Genomic DNA, 18,645 nt, shown 5'->3' on the forward strand with positions numbered 1-18,645 from the left:
GAGCTCCTGCAAGGATTTGATGCCAATGAACGTCTCCCCATACCCGTGTGGGAGTGCACCTTGTGCGCGGCCGCGGTGCCAGGCCGTGGCCATGAGGTCACGCACGGGTGCGCCGCGGCGATCGCTGCGGCAGGAGGCTGACTGATGCCGACGCTTCCCGAACGCATGCAAAGCGGCTCGCCCTATCCGCTGGGCGCCAACTGCGATGGGATCGGCACCAACTTCGCGGTGTTCTCCGCGCATGCGCAGCGGATCGAACTGTGCCTGTTCGATCCTTCCGGCCGCCGCGAGATCGCCCGCTACGACCTGCCCGAATGCACCGACGACATCTGGCACGGCTATCTGCCGCGCCTGCGCGGCGGGCAGCTCTACGGTTACCGCGCGCATGGGCCGTACGAGCCGGAGCGGGGACACCGTTTCAATCCGAACAAGCTGCTGCTCGATCCGTATGCGCGCCTGCTCGCCGGGCAGCTCCGCTGGTCCGATGTGCTGCATGGCTACCGGGTGTCCTCGCCACGTGCCGACCTGTCGTTCGACCGTCGCGACAGCGCCGCCGCGATGCCCAAGGCAGTGGTGGTGGACGAGCCCCTGTACTGGGGCGGCCGTGACCATCGCCCGCACACGCCGTGGTCTAAGACGGTGATCTACGAGACCCACGTCAAGGGCCTGACCCGTGCCCTCAAGTGCGTGCGCCCGCACGAGCGGGGCACCTTCCTGGCGCTTGCCGAGCCGTACGTGATCGATCACCTGGTGCGGCTGGGGATCACCGCGGTCGAGCTGTTGCCGGTACACGCCTTCCTGCAGGACCGCCGCCTCACCGAAATGAAGCTGCGCAACTACTGGGGCTACAACACCATCGCCTTCTTCGCCCCGGAGCCGCAGTACCTGGCCGAAGGCGCGCTCAACGAGATCCGCGCCGCCGTGCAGGCGCTGCATGCGGCCGGCATCGAGGTGATCCTGGACGTGGTGTACAACCACACCGGCGAGGGCAGCGAGCTGGGCCCCACGCTGTCCTTCCGCGGCCTGGACAACGCCAGCTACTACCGGCTGCTGCCGGACAATCCGCGCCACTGCATCAACGACACCGGCACCGGCAACACGTTGAACACCGCGCATCCGCGCGTGCTGCAGATGGTGATGGATTCGCTGCGCTACTGGGTCAACACCTTCCACGTCGACGGCTTCCGCTTCGACCTGGGCGTGAGCCTGGGGCGCGAGGCGCACGGTTTCGATCCGTGCAGCGGCTTGTTCGATGCCATGCGGCAGGACCCGCTGATCAATGGGGTGAAGCTGATCTCCGAGCCGTGGGACATCGGTCCGGGCGGCTACCAGCTGGGCAACCACCCGCCCGGCTTCGGCGAGTGGAACGGCAGGTTCCGCGACGACGTGCGGCGCTTCTGGAAGGGCGATCCCGGGCTGCGCGGCGCGCTGGCCGGGCGCCTGCAGGGCTCGGCCGAGCTGTTCGACCACCAGCATCGGCGGCCCTGGGCCTCGGTCAACTTCATCACCGCGCACGACGGCTTCACGCTGGAAGACCTGGTCAGCTATGAGCGCAAGCACAACGAGGCCAACGGCGAAGGCAACCAGGACGGCGCCAACGACAACCAGAGCTGCAACCATGGCGTGGAAGGCCCGACCGACGATCCAGCCATCCACGAGGCCCGCGGCCGCGCCAAACGCGCCATGCTTGCCACGCTGCTGTTCTCGCACGGCACCCCCATGCTGCTGGGCGGCGACGAATTCGGTCGCACCCAGCAGGGCAACAACAATGCCTATTGCCAGGACGACGAGATTTCCTGGTACGACTGGCGGCTGGCGCAATCCGATCGCGGCCATGCGCTGATCGATTTCGTGGCGCGGCTGATCCGCCTGCGCGAACAGCATCCGACCCTGCGCGCCGACACGTTCATGCATGGCGGCGCGGAGCTGCTGCCGGGCCTGTCGCCGGTCTCCTGGTTCGACGAGCGTGGCGTCGCCATGCGGCACAGCGACTGGGATTTCGCCGGGGGCCGCCTGCTCGCGCTGCGACGTGCCTTGCCCAAGGCGCGCCGGCACATCGACGTCACCCTGCTGCTGATCAACGGCACCGATGCCCGGCACCGTTTCGTGCTGCCGGGGCCGCCGCTGCCCTGGCGGCTGCGCCTGGACAGCGCCGCGCCGGACGCGCCGGACCGTCTGCTCGACCAGCCCGCGCTGGAGGTGGAAGGGCAGAGCGTGGTGCTGCTGTCGGCCACGCCGCGGCAGGAGGCGACCGCATGAGCTTCCGCCACGCGATGCCGTACGGGGCCGAACTGCATGGCGATGGTCGGGTGCGCTTCCGCCTGTGGGCGCCGGATGCGGAGCGGGTGCTGCTGGAGATCGACGGTGGCGGCACGCATCCCATGCGTGCGCTCGACGATGGCTGGCACGAGTGCATCTGCGAGGCCGCCGCGGGCACCGGCTATCGCTATCGCATCAGCGAGGCGCTGCGGGTCCCCGACCCGGCCTCGCGCCGCCAGCAAGGCGGCGACGTGCATGGACCCAGCGTGGTGGTCGACCCCGCCGCCTACCGCTGGCAGCACCCGCGATGGTCCGGGCGGCCCTGGCGCGAGGCGGTGATCTACGAGCTGCACGTCGGCCTGATGGGCGGCTTCCGCGGAGTGCAGGCAGCTCTGCCGCGCTTGCGCGAGCTGGGCATCACGGCGCTCGAGCTGATGCCGATCGCGCAGTTCCCGGGCGAGCGCAACTGGGGCTACGACGGCGTGCTGCCGTTCGCGCCGGCCGCTGCCTACGGGACGCCGGACGAGCTCAAGGCGCTCATCGACGCGGCGCACGGGCAGGGGCTGATGGTCTTGCTGGACGTGGTCTACAACCACTTCGGGCCAGACGGCAATTACCTGGGCGCCTATGCCTCGCCGTTCTTCCACGCCGCCGAGAGCGGCCAGCAGACGCCATGGGGCGCGGCGATCGACGTGGCGGTGCCGCAGGTTGGCGATTTCTTCGTACACAACGCGCTGTACTGGCTGGAGGAGTACCGCTTCGACGGGCTGCGTCTGGACGCTGTACACACCCTGGGCAATCCGGCGTGGCTGGCCTCGCTGGCCGCGCGCGTGCGCGCTGCGGCAGGCGAGCATCGCCAGGTGCACCTGATCCTGGAGAACGAGGCCAACCAGGCGCACCTGCTGCGCGCAGGCTTCGACGCGCAGTGGAACGACGACTTCCACAATGCGCTGCACGTGCTGCTCACCGGCGAGAGGTCCGGCTACTACGGCGCCTATGCCGACGATGCCATCGGCAAGCTGGTGCGCTGCCTGGCTGAGGGCTTCGCCTGGCAGGGCGAGCCGATGCGCGGCAAACCGCGCGGCGAGCCCAGCGCGCACCTGCGCCCGCTGTGCTTCGTCGATTTCCTGCAGAACCACGACCAGATCGGCAACCGCGCCCTGGGCGAGCGGCTCAGCGTGCTGGTGCCGCCAGCGCTGCTCGATGCGTGCTATGCCTTGCTGCTGCTGACGCCCGCCACCCCGATGCTGTTCATGGGCGAGGAGTGGGCGAGCACGGCGCCGTTCCTGTTCTTCACCGACCATCAGACCCAGGCCCTGCGCGATGCGGTGCGCGAAGGACGCCGCAAGGAATTCGCCGAGTTCGAAAGCTACGGTAAGGCGGAGGAAATTCCCGACCCGAATGCCGCCGAAACCTGCGACCGTTCGCGCCCCGACCCGGCCGAGGCCGAGCGCCCCGAAGGCGCGGCGCGCCAGGCGCTGCTGCGGCAGTTGCTCGCCGTGCGCAAGCAGCATCTGCTGCCGCACCTGGATCACGCCCGTGCCCTCGGTGCCGAGGCGCTGGCCGAACGCGCCCTGCATGCGCGCTGGCAGCTTGGCCCGGCATGCCTGCGCATCTACTGCAACCTGGGCGACGCGCCGCTGGCCATCGACATCCCGCCGACGCGTGGCGCGCGCTGGTTGCATGGCGAGCCATCCGCGGTCGCGGCGCTTGCCGAAGGCTGCCTGGCCCCGGCCTGCACGCTCGTCTGCCTGGAGCCGTCCGCATGCTGATCCCGTCACCCGAGGCCATGCCCGCGCCGGGTGCGCAGGGCGCCACCAGGCAGCGTCCAGCCCTGCGCCCGGCACCGGCGCAGACCGGGGCGGGAGCAGCGTCCTGCTGCCGTGGGTTCCTGCCTGCCGCAACATTGCGCAGGGCCGGTGCGTCCGCGCCGCCGCGCTTGCGCCGGCCGCGAGGTCGCTCTTGAGCGACCTCGCGGCCCGCCTCGTCGAGCTGGCCGAACAAGCCGGCGTCGATGTGCACTGGCATGACGCCAACGGCCGACCGCAGGAGGTGCCGCTGCCGACCTTGCGCAGGGTGCTGGGCGCGTTGGGGCTGCCCTGCGAAAGCGCGCAGCAGCTCGACGCCAGCCACGAGCTGCTGCGGCGCGAGAACGACGGCAGCCAGTTGCCGCCGATGCGGGTGGTGGATGCGGGCCAGCCGTTCGACGTGCCGCCGGCGCATGCTGCGCGCAGCTACCGCATCGAGGACGCCGACGGCATCGTGCTGGGCGAGGGCAGCCTGGCCGACGGCGAGCGGCAGCTGCGGGCGCCTGCGCAGATCGGCTATCACCGGCTGCTGCTCGGCTCCGCGCAGACCACGCTGGCGGTCGCACCGGCGCGCGCGTTCGGGGTGGGCGAGCTTGGCGTGACGCGGCGCGCCTGGGGGGTGGCCGTGCAGCTGAGCAGCCTGCGCCGGCCCGGCGACGGCGGCATGGGCGACTTCACCGCGCTGGAGCAGTGCGTGCGCGCCGCCGCGGCGCAGGGCGCCGATGCGGTGGCGATCAGCCCGGTGCATGCGATGTTCGCCGCCGAACCGGAGCGCTACAGCCCGTACTCGCCATCCAGCCGCCTGTTCCTCAACGCGCTGTACGTCGACCCCGCGCGCGTCGGCGGCGCCGAGGCCGCGCGCACCGTCACCGACGCGCACAACCTGCGCCAGGAAATGGCCGAGCTGGAGTGGCTGGACCGCATCGACTGGCCGCGCGCCGCGCGGGCGCGGATCACCCTGCTGCGCTCGCTGTTCGAATGGTCGACGGCCGATTCGGAACTGACCCGCCGCTTCAGCGCCTTTCGCGCGCGGCAGGGCGAGGAGCTGGAACGGCACGCCCGCTTCGAGGCCTTGCAGCTGCATTTCCGGGCGCACGGTACGCGCGGTGGCTGGCAGGCCTGGCCGGCGACGTACCACGACCCGGCCGGCCCGGCGGTGGCGGTATTCGCCCGCGAGCACAGCCGCGACGTGGCCTTGCATGCGTTCCTGCAATGGCAGGCGGTGCTGGGCCTGGACGCGGCCCAGCGCACCGCGCGCCAGGCCGGCATGGCGATCGGGCTCATCGCCGACCTCGCGGTCGGCAGCGATCCGGGCGGCAGCCAGGCCTGGAGCCACCAGGGCGAGCTCTTGCAGGGCCTCTCCGTCGGTGCGCCGCCGGACCTGCTCAACCGCAACGGGCAGGACTGGGGCCTCACCACGTTCTCGCCGCGGGGCTTGCGGCAGAGCGGCTACAGCGGCTATCTGGCGATGCTCCGCACCGCGCTGGCCCATGCCGGCGGCGTGCGCATCGACCATGTGCTGGGGCTCAAGCGCCTGTGGCTGGTGCCGCACGGCGCTGGCGCCACCGAGGGCGCCTACCTGCGTTACCCATTCGAGGACCTGCTGCGGCTGCTCGCGCTGGAATCGCACCTGCGCCGCGCGCTGGTGATCGGCGAGGACCTGGGCACGGTGCCGCCGGATTTCCGCCAGCGCATCGCCGACAACGGCGTGCTGGGCATCCGCGTGCTGTGGTTCGAGCGGGCGCAGGACCGGGGCTTCATCGCGCCCAGGCATTGGTCGCCCGACGCCATGGCCACCACCAGCACGCACGACGTACCGACGGTCGCCGGCTGGTGGTGCGGGCGCGACCTGGAATGGCGCCAGCGCGCCGGGCTCGACGAGCCGGGCGTGGACGAGGCGGCCGAGCGCGTGGCCGACCGCGGCCGCCTGTGGCGTGCGCTCTGCGCTTCCGGCGCGGCGCAGGACGAACACGCGCCGCCGGCGCCGGAGGATGTGGTGCCGGTGGTGGTTGCGGCCAGCGGACACGTCGCGCGCGCCCCGGCACCGCTGGTGATCGTGCCGGCCGAAGACCTGCTCGGCCTGTGCGAGCAGCCCAACCTTCCCGGGCCCACCGACGAGGTGCACCCCAACTGGCGTCGCCGCCTGCCCGAGACTTCCGCGGCCTTGTTCGACGGTCCGGTGGCCAGCGCCTGCTGCCAGGCGATCACCCGAGGGCGCCGCGAGACATGAGCACGGCACCACCCCCGGCCGGACCGCCGCGTGCGCTGGCGCGACTGCAGTTCCATGCCGGCTTCACGCTCGACGACGCCGCGGCGCTGGTCGACTACTACGCCGAGCTTGGCATCAGCCATCTGTACGCCTCGCCGTTGCTGCGCGCCAGGCCCGGTTCGACCCACGGCTACGATGTGATCGACCCGCACCAGCTCAACCCCGAGCTGGGCGGCGAGCCGGCGCTGCGCCGGCTGGTGGCGCGCCTGCGCCAGCACGGCATGGGCCTGGTGCTCGACATCGTGCCCAACCACATGTACGCCGGCGCCGGCAACGCGTGGTGGATGGATGTCTTGCGCCATGGCCGCGCCAGCCGTTATGCCGGCTACTTCGACATCGACTGGGCCAGTCCCGATCCGCTGGTGCGCGGCCACGTGCTGCTGCCGATCCTGGGCAAGCCCTATGCGCAGGCACTGCGCGAGGGCGACGTGCGGTTGGGTTTCGATCAGCCCACGAACGCCTTCGCGCTGTTCGTCTACGACACCCCGCTGCCGCTCTCGCCCGCCTCGCTGGAAGCCGTGCGCGGGGCAGGGCAGCGCGACGCCGTGATCGCGGCCCACGACGCCAGCACGGAGCCTGGCCTGGCCGCGCTGGCCGCCCTGATCGACCGCCAGCCTTACCGGCTGGTGTGGTGGAAGCTGGCCAACGACATCGTCGACTACCGCCGCTTTTTCGACATCAACGAGCTGGTCGGCCTGCGCCAGGAACGCACGCGCGTATTCGAGGACAGCCACGCGCTGATCTTCCGGCTGTACGCGGAGGGCCTGATCGACGGCGTGCGGGTGGATCACGTCGACGGCCTGGCCGATCCGCACCGGTATTGCCGCCAGTTGCGCCATCGCTTGCGCCGCCTGCAGAGGCAGCGTCCGGCCGATGCATGGCGCGGTGGCGCCTACGTCGTGGTGGAGAAGATCCTCGCCGAGGGCGAACACCTGCGGCAGGCCTGGCGCATGGACGGCACCACCGGCTACGAGTTCATGGACCAGGTCGGTGCGCTGCTGCACGACCGTGCGGGCGAGGCGGCACTGACCGTGACCTGGCAAGCGATCAGCGGCGAGCGCAGCGGCTTCGCCGAGGTGGCGCGCGCGGCGCGGCGGCAGATCCTGGTCGACAGTTTCGAGGCCGAACTGAACCGCACGGCGCGCGCGCTGTTCGATGCCGCGCGCGCCGAACTGGCCACGCGCGACGTCAGCCTGGCGGCGATCCGCCGCGTGCTGGTGGAGCTGCTGGTGCATTTCCCGGTGTATCGCACCTATGCCGGCGGGCTCGGCCGCGATGCCGCGGACGAGGCGGTGTTCCAGTACGCCGATGCGCAGGCCCGCCGGCACGTGCGGCTGGAGGATCGCGAACTGCTGCAGGCAGTGTCGGAGTGGCTGGGCGGCCAGCCGCCCCGCCAGCTGCCGCCCGGTGGCGTGCGCCAGGCGCGCGAGCGCGCCATGCGGATCTTCCAGCAGGCGACCTCGCCGATGGCCGCCAAGGCGGTGGAGGACACCGCCTGCTACCGCTACGGCCGTCTGCTCTCGCGCAACGAGGTCGGGGCCGATCCGGCAGTGCTGGCGATCGACGTCGCGGCCTTCCACGACGCCTGCGCGGAGCGCGCGGCCCGCTATCCACACAACCTGCTGGCCACCGCCACCCACGACCACAAGCGCGGTGAGGATGCCCGCGCGCGGCTGGCGGTGCTGTCACAGCCGCAGGTGGCCGGGCTGTGGGCTAGCACCGTGGCGCGCTGGCGCGAGCGCAATGCCAGCCTGCGCAACGCCGAGGAGGGCGCGCCCTCGGCCGCCGACGAATACATGCTCTACCAGACCCTGGTCGGTTCCTGGCCGCTTGATCTTGCCCCCGACGATCGGTCGGGCCTGGATGCATTCGCCGGGCGCGTGGCGCAATGGCAGCGCAAGGCGCTGCGCGAGGCCAAGCGGCGCTCGCGCTGGACGCTGCCCAACGAACCCTACGAGGAGGCCTGCGAGGCCTTCCTCCACGGGCTGCTCGGGCCGGGCCACGGCTTTGCCATGGAGCTGCACGCCTTCGTCCAGCGCATTGCCGCGGCGGGCGCGGCCAACAGCCTGGCGCAAGTCGCCCTCAAGCTCACCACGCCGGGCGTGCCGGACACCTACCAGGGGACCGAATTCTGGGATCTCAGCCTGGTGGATCCGGACAACCGCCGGCCGGTCGACTTCGGCGCGCGGCGCCAGGCGCTCGCCACCCAGGCATCGCTCGGAGAGCGGCTGCGGCACTGGCGCGATGGCCACCTAAAGCTGCACCTGATCCACCGCTTGCTGCAGCTGCGCCGGCAGGCGCCTTTGGTGTTCGCGCAGGGCGACTACCAGCCGCTCCCGGTAGACGCCCCGGCGCCCGCAGCGCAGGCGCGCCTGCTGGCCTTCCGGCGGCAGGCCCAGGGTCAGACCGTGATCGTCCTGGTGCTGCGGCGCCTGGGCGCACTGCTGCTCGATGCGCCGGCGCCGGCAGCGCTGGCGCAGTGGCTGCCGGCGCCCACCCGAGTGCACGGGGTGCCGCCGGGGCGCTACCGGGACGTGCTGAGCGGAAGGGAGGCCGAGCTTGGCAACTCGCTCGAAGCAGGCGACTGGCTGCATCCCTTGCCGGTGGCGGTGCTGCTTGCCGCACAGGTTCCTAGCTGTGATCTCTCAGTAGGTTGTTCATCCGGGGCATCCCTGGAAGATGGGGTTTGCGAAGCCAACCAGCCCCCAAGAGCCCCGAATAAACCTGCATAAACATGCCCGTCTTACGGCGCGCGGGCGATTTACGCTTCGAACGCCAGCGTCAGCGATGCGCCTGCGGCGAGCGCCTGCCACCGTTCCGTCAGTTCGAGCAGCCTGCCGCGGACCGCTTCGATATCCTCGGCCTGCACCGACAACGGCGCGCACGCGCGCGCCCCGCAGGTGACCCGGTAGAGCTCCAGCATGTCCGCCGGCGCGCAGTTCCAGCCGGACCAGCCGTCGGCCTGGAACACCTCCACCAGCCGTTCCACGCCGTCGCTCCCGGAATTGCCCTGCATCTGGAACGAGGCCGCTTCGCCGTGGAGCACGCGGCCGATGAAACCCCGCTGGTGCAGGGTGCTCTCCACCGCGTAATGGACCATGTCGTGCGGAACGATCCCCTGCTTGGGGCAGTCGATGCTCTCGACCGGCGCGCCGTGACGGATCACGTCCATCCGGTCGTGCTTGCCGGCTCCCTTGGTGAAGACGAGTTCCATGGCCTTGGCCCCTTGCCCGGTAGTGACGCCACCCGCTCGGCGCATGCAGCGGGCGCCGATTTTGTCACGGCCGGCGGCGCGGTGGCGGCAGGCGCGACGCGCGAGCGCGCCCGCCCGCCTCAGGCGCGCTCGCGCCGCGGCAGCTTCCAGCCCGGGCGGACGAAGTGGCAGGTGTAGCCGCTGGGGTAGCGCTGCAGGTAGTCCTGGTGCTCCGGTTCGGCCTCCCAGAAATCGCCGGCCGGCGCCACCTCGGTGACCACCTTGCCCGGCCACAGGCCCGACGCCTCGACGTCGGCGATGGTGTCCTCGGCCACGGCCTTTTGCTCGGCGCTGGTGTAGTAGATCGCCGAGCGGTAGCTCGGCCCCACGTCGTTGCCCTGGCGGTTGCGCGTGGTGGGGTCGTGGATCTGGAAGAAGAACTCCAGCAGCGCGCGGTAGCTGGTGACGGCCGGGTCGAAGATGATCTCGATCGCTTCGGCGTGCGTGCCGTGGTTGCGGTAGGTGGCGTTCGGCACGTCGCCGCCGGAGTAGCCCACGCGGGTGGACAGCACGCCGGGCTGGCGGCGCACCAGCTCCTGCATGCCCCAGAAACAGCCGCCGGCGAGGATGGCGCGTTCGGTGAGAGCGGTCACGGAGCAACTCCTTCGATGGGGATGAATCCCGGCATGTTGGGTGTACCCGGTACGGATTCAACGGGGCGCCAAGGGTTCAGGGCGAATGCGGTGGCAGCCGGAACCGCATCGGCTGCGCGATGCGGCGAAGTCGCGCTGCGCCCGCCGGTCCATGCATCGCATCCCACTTGCCCGGCTGTCATTGCGTGGTCACCGGCAACGGCTGCGGAAGTAGTGCCGGCGCCGCCGATCGCGTAACGTGGTAGCCGCCGCGGCCCGCCACGATCGAGTCTGCAGACAGGAGTCGTCATGCCCGCCGGAACCTTGCCCACCCATATCCGCCTCGTCCTGATCGCCGTGCTGTGTCTCGCGTGGTTGCCGGCCCACGCGCAGAGCCGGCCCGGCCACGACCTGCCCGGGGTGACCGTCACTGCGCCATACACCCGGATCCACGGCGGCTACGTGGTGTCGGGCAATTTCCGGGTCGACGAGCGCATGCCCACGGTGGTGTTCCCCGCCGAGGCGCTGGTTAAGGGCGACATCCTCAGCGTGCAGCCGGTTCATCTCAACGATGATGAATACCTGGTGCTGCAGGAATGCGCCGTGGCGGATTGCCGGATGGCGCACTTGGTGCAGGTGTGGAACGCCGGCGGCGCGGTGGGGCGGGTGCGCAACAGCGAGGCGCGGGTGTGGATCGCCCACGAAAACAAGTACTTCATCTGGATGCAACGCCTGCCGTCGATCCAGCGTGACTGCAGCACCTGCGGCTCGCGCTTCGAGGATTTCCAGACGCTCAGCCCGCCGATGACGCTGATCCCCGTCGGCGAGGAGGCGGCGCGCAACCGCGGTGCGTTGCGGGCGCAGCCGGCGGTGGCGGTGCCGGTGGTGGCGCAGTCGCACGAGGGCGCCACCTTCGTGGTGCGCTTCGCCGGTGGCGCGGTGGTGCGCATCCGCCGCATGCACGCGGCGTCGTGAGCGGTTCCACGCCGGATCGCCGGCTACGGCGACCAGCGCGAGGTGGGACTGCTGGTGGAAGCGGGGTTCACGCCGGTCGAGGAGAGCTGGATGTACAAGATTCCCGAAGGCACGTGGGTAGTGGTCGCCGATGGCACACATGCGCGCGTACTGCACAATTTGGGTACGGGCACCCGACTGAAGCTGCACCAGGTGAAAGTGATCGAACCGACCGACCTCGGCGACGACGGCCCGTCAGGCCGGGTGCCGCCCGATGCGAGCCAGTCCTATGTTGACGAGGCGACCTTCGCCAAGCAGCTGAGCCAGTGGATCAACGCCGCTGCACTGGCCAACGAGTTCGAGGCGATGCTGCTGGTGGCCGACCCGCAGACACTGGGCCAGATCCGTCCACAGCTGCACGCCGAGGCAACGAAGCGGATCGTGGGAGAGCTGGCCAAGACATTGACCAGGTCGCCGCTGGAGGAGATCGGACGCTCGATCGCCGCGATGCTCGACTGACGGCACAGGCGACAAGCCTCGTCGTGTCGCTTTCGCAAAAAGGGGCCAGGGCGTCGGGGCTGAAGCCCCTCCCACAACGCGGCTGGGGAGCGCATCGCCCACGACGCAGAGGTCGCACTCACTGGCCCGGGTGGTAGACGCGCTCGGTGTGCCCCTTCAGCTGCTCGGGCCAGAAGTACACCTCGCGCAGGTTGCCGGTGGTGTAGCGCTCGGCCTCGTCGTTGAAGTGCTTCGAGTCCGGGTGGCCGCTCTCGCCGCCGGCGGTGATCGCGCGGGCGCTCACCCTGGGGCCGAACTCCACCACGGCCACGAAGCTGTTGCCGCTGGTGCCGTAGTAGCGCTTGGTGCCCGGCCAGCGGTGCGCGCCGAACGAGGCCAGCGAGCCCCAGCGCGAGGAGGTGAACGGCACCGGGATGCTCGGCTTGGCGTCGTCGAACGGCTGCTGGATGTCGCCGGTGAGGCGCTGGAAGCGGTTCACCTCGCCCCACGGCACGCCCCAATGGCCGAAGTCCTGTTGCAGGCGATCGACCGCTTCGGCCAGCGCGTGCAGACGCTGCTGCGGGCCGGCCTTCTCGGCCATCACGTCGTAGATCGACAGGCCTTCGGCAGTGTCCGCCTTGCTCACCTCGTCCCACAGCGTGTCGCCCCAGAACACCGCCAGCGTGGTCGGCATCGAGGCGATGCCCCAGCGGTAGTCCCAGCTGCGCAGCAGGGCGATCGGGCCGCGCAGTTTGGCTTTCAGCGGATCGCTGGCGGGCAGCGCGTCGTAGTCATGGATCAGCACCGGCAGCTGGCGCGCGAAGGCGGGCAGGTACGAGTCGAACGCCATGGAGATCAGCGAGGCGCGCGTGACGTCCTTCGCGCCGGTGAGCAGGCGCGTGGCGTGCAGGCCGCGCGGGTTTTCGCCGAAGGTGTCCATGTAGCGCGGGTAGTCGGCCTGTTTCGGGCTGTTGGGGCCGGCGGCAGAGTACGGCCAGTCGTTGGTGTTGAAGGCCCAGCCGTTCGGCGGGTTCACCACCTGCGGCAGCTGGTCCAGCGAGGTGAGGCCATGCCAGTCGGTGGCCGGGTTCGAGCCGTCCACTGGTTTTGTGTAATCAAAGCGGTTGTCGCGTTTGGGCACGAACTGCGGCATCAGGAACGCGGTCTCGCCCTTGTCGTCGGCGAACAGCGTGTTGTTGGACGAGTTGGCCTTGAGCTCGGCCACCTTCATGTAGCTGGCCAGGTCATGGGTTTTGGTGCGCAGCCAGCTCTGCTCCAGCGCCGGGATCGGCGTGTTCATCAGCGCCTCGGCGATCCACTGGTCGCCGTCCCTGCGCACGATCGGGCCGTGGTGGGTGAAGTAGGCAGTGAACGTGCGCTTGGCCATCGAGCCATCCGCGCGGCGATACGGCACGGTGATCTCGCGCGAGGTCAGCGGCCGAAGCTCCTTGCCGTAGCGATAGAACGGCTGGCCGTCCTTGCGCACGATGGTCTCGGCGAATTCGTCCACCGCATCCAGCCCGGTGGAGGTGTGCATCCAGCCGACGTGCTGGTTGAAGCCCTGGTAGATGAAGAACTGGCCCCAGGTCACCGCGCCGTAGGCGTCGAGCCCTTCGTCGCTGGACATCTGCAGCTCGGAGCGGAAGAAGAACGAGGTGTGCGGGTTGATCAGCAGCAGCGCGTGGCCGTTGGCGGTGAGCTTCGGTGCGATGGTGATGCCGTTGGAGCCGGTCGGCTCGACCCAGCTCGGTTTCATCTCCACCTGCGCCAACGGCGCATCCGCGGGCTGGCCGTAGAAATCCTTGAGCTGCTTGAGATCCACTCGCTCGATGTCGCCGCCGATGCTGCCCTCGGTGAAGGAGAGCGCCATCCACGGTTCGAAATGCGTGATGACCTGCGGGTGCACGTCGGGATGGGTGGCGAGGTAGTCGTTCAGGCCGTCGGCCCAGGCATCCATCAGCTGGCGCAGCCAGGCAGGGCTCTGGCCGTAGAGTTTTTTCAGCACCACCGGATCGATGAACAACTGCTGGCGCAGGTCCAGCCAGATCGCCGACTCGCCCTTCGCCTCGGCCATGCGGCCGAGCGAGAGCAGGTAGTTGGTTTCCACGCGGTGGAAGTCGTCCTCGGCCTGCGCGTAGGCCATGCCGAACACGGCGTCGGCGTCGGTGGTGCCGTGCACGTGGGCGATGCCCCAGTCGTCGCGGATGATCGTCACCGCCTGTGCCTCGCGCTGCCAGCGGTCGTGCTCGGCGCTGCCGGCACGGGCCGGCACAACGGCCAGCAGGCCCATGGCCAGGGTGAGCGCCGCCACGGCGAGACGGACATGGCGCGGTGCTGCCGCAGTCGTCGGATAAATCGGCATGAAATTCCCCTCGGGTTACCCATCCCCACTATGTAACCCAGACCGCCGCGCTTGGCGACGGTACGGTCGCGCACGGCACCTTTGGCATAGGACGCGGGTGCGCGCCGGATACACGATTCGACCGGACTTCCAGGGAGGAGCATTCATGCTCGCACGCATGCTCGCACGCGTGCTCGCCGCCGCGACTGCCGCGATTACCCCCAGGCCGTGCCCATCCGCTGCGAGGCGGGCATTTCTACGCGCCGCCGGATGACCTGCGCTTCGCGATGCATCACGTTTCGCGCGGCGCGTTTCGTGGCAAGGTAGGCCCACAACGAAACGCATCACCGGCATCGAAGACAGGGGGGGCCTGATGATCGAGCTGGAGGTGCAGGTGCTCGCACACTCGCGCGAGGGCCTGCTGGTGGAAATCGGCCGCGTCGTCGCGGCCCATGGATTTGTCCTGCAGCGCCAGCGTCTAATGATGGATCGCCACGGCGCGCTGCTCACCCTGGTCGTCGCCGGCGCACCGCGCAGGCAGCGCGCGCTCGATGGCGCGCTGGGCGCACACGAGCGCGTGATCAGCCACGCGATCGCAGCTTTCGAAGGCGGCCAGATGCGCGAGCACTTTGCCGCCTCGCGTGCGGTGGATACCTCAGGCTACGTTCCGTCCGCGCCGGTGGCGGCCGCACCCGCCGAGCCGCCCGCTGCTGCGCCGGCGGCCGCGCCGCCGCCCGGGTCCACACGGCCGCCCGCGCCGGTGGTGCCGCTGCCGGCATTCGATCCGGAGGAATTCCTGCTGCCGCTGGAAGCAGTCGCCGCGCCGCCGGCCGCGCCGCCGGGGCGCGCGACGGACGAGCTGCCGCAACGGCCCGCCGAGCGGCTGGCACCCCAGTCGCCACCGCCGCCCGCGCCGGCCCCGCCGCCGGCCGATCCCTACGTGGAGATCGTGCCGCTGCCGGCGGACGAGGCGGCGATCGAGCGCCTGCTCAGTGATCGCGCCGAGCTGTCGGGCGAGCTCATCGCCGTGCTGCTGCAGCTCGATGGCGCGGTGGCGCCGGGCGCGCGCGAGCCCACGCTGCAGCGCGCGGGCCAGCGCCTGGGCGCGGCCCTCGCCCGCCGCGACGGGTCCGCCGCGCCGATGGCGTTGACCGAGGCGATCGAGCGGGTGGGTTTGCCCGCGCTGCGCGCCCTGGCGCAGGCGGATGCGCAGGGCAGCCAGCTGCATATCCGGCACAGTCCGCTGTGCGCGCAAGCCGGTCGCTCCGGCTGCGTGTTCTTCACCGGGTTGCTGGAAGGCGCGCTGGGCCCGCACGTGGCCGCGCACGAGGTGAGCGTGTTCAACGTGTGCTGCCGCGCCTGGGGCGCCGACGAATGCGTGCTGGCGATCAGCGATGAGGGCCATCTTGAATGACCCGCGCTGAGCTCGTCGTTGCTGCGGCGCTGGATGCCGAACACGGCGCTGAGCGCCGACGTGACCGGCCGGGCGCTGCGCGCGCTGGCGTGCCGCGGCTGGCCCGCACCGGCATCCGATGCGCGCGATATCGCCGCCGCCGCGGGCACCGATAGATCGGCGACAGATCAACCCGACAGCATGCCCTCGGCGCGCATCCACGCCAGCGTGCCGGCCAGCAGCGCATTGAGCGGCGTCTCGACGTAGTCCAGCTCGCGCTTCGCCCTGGAGGAATCCACGTGCAGACGGTGCGAGGTGAGCGCGGCGCCTTCCGGTGTCACGTCTGGCTCGCGGCGGGTGAGGCGCGAGAGGCCGTCGAGCACGCGGTCGTAGGCCATCAGCACCCACGCCGGCGTGGCGCCGCGCGGCGTGCGCCGGCCCAGCGCCGCGCCCACGCGATGGACGAAGTCGGTGGCGAGCTGCGCGGCGGCGTGCGGGCGCCAGAGGCTGGTGTCGGCGGCGGCATGGAACACCGCCTCGCAGCCGTCCAGCGCGCGTGGCAGGGCGTCGGTGTCGGCCAGGCTCCCGCGCACCGGCGTGCCACCCAGCGCGGCGATTGCCGCGTCGGTTTCCGGCCAGCGCGACAGTGCGCGCACGCGGTGGCCGGCGGCGACCAGCTCGCGCAGCAGGTGCCCGCCGAGAAAACCGCTGGCGCCGGTAAGGAAGGCCGTGCTCATGCGCGCGTCTTCCCCAGCCTGGTGGATGGCGCACTCGTCCTGCGGCTCATGATGTTCCCCGTATCCGATGCCCGTTCGCGCCGAGCGTAGCTTGCGTCAGCGAGCGAAGTCGAAGCGCAGATCCACGATAACCGCATGCCGGGCCAGCGTGTCGCGCACAGGGTGCGCTCCTACGACAGCGAGGGGCTCTTGCAGGAGCCCACCCTGTGGGCGACGGGACGCAGGCGCGGTGGCGCACCGGATGGCATGGCAGGCTCATGCCTCGCTCCTGTCGAAATACAGCATCGTCATCCCTTCGCCGGGCACCGTCTGCCGGCCGGTGAGCGTGGCGATGCCGTTGGTGGACAGGCGCAGGATCCAGGCCATCACCCACGGTGGGCGGTCCTGTTCCAGGCCGAGCATGCAGCGCACTTCGCCGAACAGCGGCTGGCCGGTGTCCGGGTGCACGCCGATCGGGGTCTGGCGGAAGCGGTTCTGCACGATCCACTGGCGCGGGGTGGGCAGGGCGGCGAGCTGTTCGGCGGTGGGCGTCAGCAGCAGGCCGCTGCCGGAATGGCCGCCCGCCGCCTTGGCCACCCAGGCGTCGGCCGCCTGCCAGCCGTTGGCGCACAGCGGGCTGCTCTCCACCCAGTGGCAGGCCTCGTGTTCGGCCAGCGCCACGTCGGCCAGGCTGCCCTTGTGGATGCCTTCGTACCAGGCCGGATGGCTGTGCCAGCTGATGCGGTCGGCGGCGATCAGCGTGGCCTCGGCGCTGCGGCGCTCGAACGGCGACAGGTCGGACAGGATCAGCCGGTTCCACACGTGCCCGAAGTGGCGCGCGGTGCCGGGGTGATAGAGCAGCCCGTGCGCGGGGACCAGTTCGCTCCAGTCGTGCACGGCCACCTGCCACCAGTGGCGCGCGGCGTCGAGGTCGGGCCAGGTGGCGCGCTGGTGCGGGCGGTCCTCGATCAGCACGGTGGCCGGCTTCGGCGCCACCCAGCGGCGCAGGTGCTCGGCCCAGGTGGTCGCGTAAGGCGCGGGGTCGTGCGGCAGCCAGCGATGGTCGAGCCCGTGCAGGCGGCGCTGCGCCTGATGCAGGGTGTGGAAGGTCGGCAGCATCGAGGTGAACGCCTGGATCTCCACCCAGGCCAGCTCGAACGGCTGCCGTGGATGTTCGACAAAGGCCAGGTCCAGCGCCAGCACGTCCGGCTGCGCGCCGTGCCAGTGCGGACGCGGTCGGCGCAACTGCGGCCCGAGCGCCTCGACCAGGTGCGCCACTTTCGTCTTCAGTGCCGCACGCAGCGCAGGGTTGCCGACGGCGTAGTGGTCGGACATCTGGCTCTGCGGCAGGTGCGGCGCGCGCACGTCGGCCAGCGCCTGGCCCAGCGCATCGGCGCCGAGCCGGTGCAGGGCGATCTGCGGCAGCGCGCTCATGACCAGCCCTCCGCGCGCGGCAGGGAGCAGGCATCCTCGCTGGTCTGCGCCACCATCCAGTGCAGCGTGGTGCGCCAGTCGCCGCCATCGGCATGCACGCGCTGGCGCAGGCGGTCGGCGAAGCTGCCTTCGTCCAGCGCGGCGGCCAGCTCGCGCTCCCAGAAGTGATGCTCGGCCGCGTGCTGCGCGCGCGGCGCGATGCGCGACCACCAGCGCTCGAAGCGCGCCGGTGTGGCGATCTCCTCGTCGCGATCCCAGTCGATCCAGCGCGCCTGCATGGCGTGGCGGCGCGCGCGCCACTTGTTCTCGTCGATGCAGGTGCGCGGCCAGGGTGGCCCGGCGCGACCCTGGGCCAGCTCCAGCTCCAGTGTCTCGGCCTCCCACTTGAGCAACGTGGCGATCAGGCCGATGCGCGCCAGCTGCGGGTGCGTGTCCATGATGCGCACCTCCAGCGTGCCGTAGCGGTGGTGCAGGCGCAGGTCCTGCCACAGGCCCTGTTCGGGGCCGATGCAGCCGGTGCGGCGCAGCCGCTGCACGTGCGCGTCGTAGGCCGCCTCGCTGTCCCACACGTCCGGCATGCCCATGCGCGGGTAGCGGTCGAGCAGGCTGTGCCGCCACGAGTGCAGCCCGGTGTCGCGGCCCTCGAAGAACGGCGAGCTGGCCGACAGTGCCAGCGCCTCGGGCAGCACGTGGCGCAGCCGGTTCATGATCGCCATGCGCGGCGCCCCGGGCGCGAAGCCCAGGTGCAGGTGCATGCCGAAGCTGAAGGCGCTGCGCGCCACGTCCTGGTATTCCTCCACCAATGCCGTGTAATGCGGAAAGGCCGCGCCTTCATGCATCGCCTGCTGCTGCCAGCGCGCGGTGGGATGCATGCCGGCGATCAGGATCTGCTGGCCCTGCGCGGCCGCCTTGCGCCGCGCCTGCGCGCGCAGCGTGGCCAGCGCGGCGACGAGGTCCGGCACGCCGTGGCAGATGCGTGTCTTCAGCTCGATCACGCAGCGATGGATCTCCCGATCCATCGTCCCCTCGCGGCTGGCGCAGTCGTCCTGCCCCTCGGTGAAGTCGTGCGGCACCAGCTCGCCGCCCGCGTTCACCACCTGCACTTCCTCTTCCATGCCCAACGTGACCATGACGCGCCTCCTCTCGTG

General features: G+C 70.8%; 13 protein-coding genes. 7 read left to right on the top strand and 6 right to left on the bottom strand.

Annotated elements, in window-relative coordinates:
* The first annotated feature begins 144 nt into the window (after positions 1-144).
* From glgX to treY, 4 genes are all read left to right on the top strand, one after another.
* Positions 145-2,259 carry a glycogen debranching protein GlgX gene (gene glgX, locus ACO2Q2_RS14270; RefSeq protein WP_423256513.1) on the top strand — a complete coding sequence of 705 codons (2,115 nt, stop codon included), beginning with the start codon at positions 145-147 and terminating at the stop codon, positions 2,257-2,259.
* Positions 2,256-4,031: a malto-oligosyltrehalose trehalohydrolase gene (gene treZ, locus ACO2Q2_RS14275; protein ID WP_423256515.1), complete on the top strand. Its 1,776-nt coding sequence runs from the start codon at positions 2,256-2,258 to the stop codon at positions 4,029-4,031. Before glgX ends, treZ begins: the two co-directional genes overlap by 4 nt.
* 190 nt (positions 4,032-4,221) lie before the next feature.
* On the top strand, positions 4,222-6,297 hold the full coding sequence (malQ, locus tag ACO2Q2_RS14280) for a 4-alpha-glucanotransferase (protein ID WP_423256517.1): 2,076 nt from the start codon (positions 4,222-4,224) through the stop codon (positions 6,295-6,297).
* A complete protein-coding gene (gene treY, locus ACO2Q2_RS14285) occupies positions 6,294-9,068 on the top strand; it encodes a malto-oligosyltrehalose synthase (RefSeq protein ID WP_423256519.1) in 2,775 nt (924 codons plus the stop codon). The genes malQ and treY overlap by 4 nt, the downstream gene beginning before the upstream one ends.
* 29 nt (positions 9,069-9,097) lie before the next feature.
* Here the strand turns inward: treY and ACO2Q2_RS14290 are convergent, their stop codons facing one another.
* Both ACO2Q2_RS14290 and msrA read right to left on the bottom strand, forming a co-directional pair.
* Entirely contained in the window at positions 9,098-9,550 is a 453-nt protein-coding gene (locus ACO2Q2_RS14290) for a hypothetical protein (protein WP_423256521.1), read from the bottom strand.
* A 119-nt stretch (positions 9,551-9,669) separates the two neighbouring features.
* Positions 9,670-10,182 (bottom strand): peptide-methionine (S)-S-oxide reductase MsrA, encoded by a 513-nt coding sequence (gene msrA / locus ACO2Q2_RS14295; protein ID WP_423256522.1) that lies wholly within the window; start codon positions 10,180-10,182, stop codon positions 9,670-9,672.
* A gap of 288 nt (positions 10,183-10,470) precedes the next feature.
* Here msrA and ACO2Q2_RS14300 point away from each other — a divergent pair, with 288 nt between their 5' ends.
* Together ACO2Q2_RS14300 and ACO2Q2_RS14305 are read left to right on the top strand one after the other, a co-directional pair.
* Complete coding sequence (locus tag ACO2Q2_RS14300; RefSeq protein WP_423256524.1) at positions 10,471-11,136, top strand: hypothetical protein; 666 nt, start codon at positions 10,471-10,473, stop codon at positions 11,134-11,136.
* A gap of 42 nt (positions 11,137-11,178) precedes the next feature.
* Positions 11,179-11,634: a host attachment family protein gene (locus ACO2Q2_RS14305; RefSeq protein WP_423256526.1), complete on the top strand. Its 456-nt coding sequence runs from the start codon at positions 11,179-11,181 to the stop codon at positions 11,632-11,634.
* A gap of 118 nt (positions 11,635-11,752) precedes the next feature.
* On the opposite strand, the gene ACO2Q2_RS14310 is transcribed toward ACO2Q2_RS14305, so the two are convergent.
* Positions 11,753-13,975: a penicillin acylase family protein gene (locus ACO2Q2_RS14310; RefSeq protein ID WP_423256528.1), complete on the bottom strand. Its 2,223-nt coding sequence runs from the start codon at positions 13,973-13,975 to the stop codon at positions 11,753-11,755.
* Between the two features lie 352 nt (positions 13,976-14,327).
* Between ACO2Q2_RS14310 and ACO2Q2_RS14315 the strand changes: the two genes are divergently transcribed.
* Positions 14,328-15,368 carry a hypothetical protein gene (locus tag ACO2Q2_RS14315; RefSeq protein ID WP_423256530.1) on the top strand — a complete coding sequence of 347 codons (1,041 nt, stop codon included), beginning with the start codon at positions 14,328-14,330 and terminating at the stop codon, positions 15,366-15,368.
* A gap of 167 nt (positions 15,369-15,535) precedes the next feature.
* Here ACO2Q2_RS14315 and ACO2Q2_RS14320 read toward each other — a convergent pair whose 3' ends face one another.
* From ACO2Q2_RS14320 to ACO2Q2_RS14330, 3 genes are all read right to left on the bottom strand, one after another.
* Positions 15,536-16,084 (bottom strand): NAD(P)H-binding protein, encoded by a 549-nt coding sequence (locus ACO2Q2_RS14320; RefSeq protein ID WP_423256531.1) that lies wholly within the window; start codon positions 16,082-16,084, stop codon positions 15,536-15,538.
* 255 nt (positions 16,085-16,339) lie between these two features.
* Positions 16,340-17,497 (bottom strand): hypothetical protein, encoded by a 1,158-nt coding sequence (locus ACO2Q2_RS14325; RefSeq protein WP_423256533.1) that lies wholly within the window; start codon positions 17,495-17,497, stop codon positions 16,340-16,342.
* Positions 17,494-18,627: a carboxylate-amine ligase gene (locus tag ACO2Q2_RS14330; protein ID WP_423256535.1), complete on the bottom strand. Its 1,134-nt coding sequence runs from the start codon at positions 18,625-18,627 to the stop codon at positions 17,494-17,496. The genes ACO2Q2_RS14325 and ACO2Q2_RS14330 overlap by 4 nt, the downstream gene beginning before the upstream one ends.
* Between the last annotated feature and the right edge of the window lie 18 nt (positions 18,628-18,645).

This window comes from Dyella sp. KRB-257, from assembly GCF_049445995.1.
GTDB lineage: Bacteria > Pseudomonadota > Gammaproteobacteria > Xanthomonadales > Rhodanobacteraceae > Dyella_A.